Source organism: Pedobacter sp. 01T416_2 (genome assembly GCF_056398925.1).
In genome coordinates this window covers 1-1,289 of record NZ_JBFTQI010001137.1, presented here as the reverse complement: position 1 = coordinate 1,289, position 1,289 = coordinate 1, and the positions used below count along the sequence as shown (strand labels likewise).

1 pseudogene is annotated in these 1,289 nt (G+C 39.3%); it reads right to left on the bottom strand.

Annotation, left to right across the window (positions count from 1 at the left end):
• A pseudogene (locus AC1DPQ_RS28030) lies at positions 1–1,052 on the bottom strand (gliding motility-associated C-terminal domain-containing protein); the annotation flags it as partial.
• Between the last annotated feature and the right edge of the window lie 237 nt (positions 1,053–1,289).

The window sequence follows — 1,289 nt, the reverse complement described above, 5'->3', positions numbered from 1 at the left end:
GTACCAATGGCATTACCGGTTAAAATAAAATCAGAATTGGTGATCGAAACCCCTGTAGTTCTGTTTCCGCCGATAATATTATTGCGCACATAAAGTGCCGTATTTACCGCATTGACCTTTAAACCTGCAATTTCTAAAGCGGAGGAAGAAAGAAATATCGGTAATTCATGGAAATCTTTTTTGCCCGTATAATCGACCCCGATTTTATTATTGATCACGTTGACATCAAACCTTGCATTGGTGGAGTACGATGACCTGGTGATATCTACATTAATCCTGTTTGCGGCGATAACGTTTCCTTCACCAGGATTATCACCACCAACATCTAGTGCACTATCGTATAAACTGGCCGAAATACCAAAAACATTGGTGTTTGGTGTTATTCCATCATATATTACCCCGATTAAGTTCGATTGGATCTTGATTTTAGTAGCGGTGATGGTGTTAAAATAATAGCTGTTCTGCACAATAATACCGTTAATGTTCCCTCCAATAACATTTCCTTTATTTGGAGCACCAATGGTAATATTATTTGCACGATAATCGATTACAATTCCCGAGCCTTGAGCCATATTTACATTTTGTAAGTTATTGATCGTAGCAAAATTACGGATGTATAAACCATAAACCTCAACGCCAGTAGTTTGGACCTGCGTGGTTGATGACTGGCCGATAACCAATCCCGAAAATGTAGTGTTTGGATATTCAGGCTCCAAAATTACTTTAGCGCCAGAAACACCAAGTGCTGGCCACGCAACCTGCGAGGTGCCATCGATTACTACATTTGAAGAAACCACAGGTAATGCCGAACGTAACCTAATGGTACGGTTGGCATTGTCGCTAGGCGTGCCTGGCAAATTGAAGTTAATGGTAAAAGTAGTTATCCTATTGGCTATAGCCGCTTGTGTTAACCCCTCTCTTAGTGTTCCAGGGCCGCTATCGGCATTACTGGTTACTACATAAGTTTGAGCATATATATTATTGCAGAAAAATAAGCCGACAAATAGGGCTAGCAGTTTTGAGAAGCGCATAAAATTGTTTGGTGCAGCCAAAATACAAATAAACTATTTAGTGGCTAGCGTTTTAGTGAAACAAACGTACATTATTTTTCTGAAAAATAATTGAGCGCTTGACTTAGCTTACGCTCGTTTTTATTATCGCGATTGACCAAATTGTAATGCTATTTGTGGATTGGCCTAAACAAAAAAGGCATCCTGAAAATCAGAATGCCTTAAAAATTTGTTAATTATTGTTTATTTCCAGCCACCGCCTAATGCGCGGTATAGGTT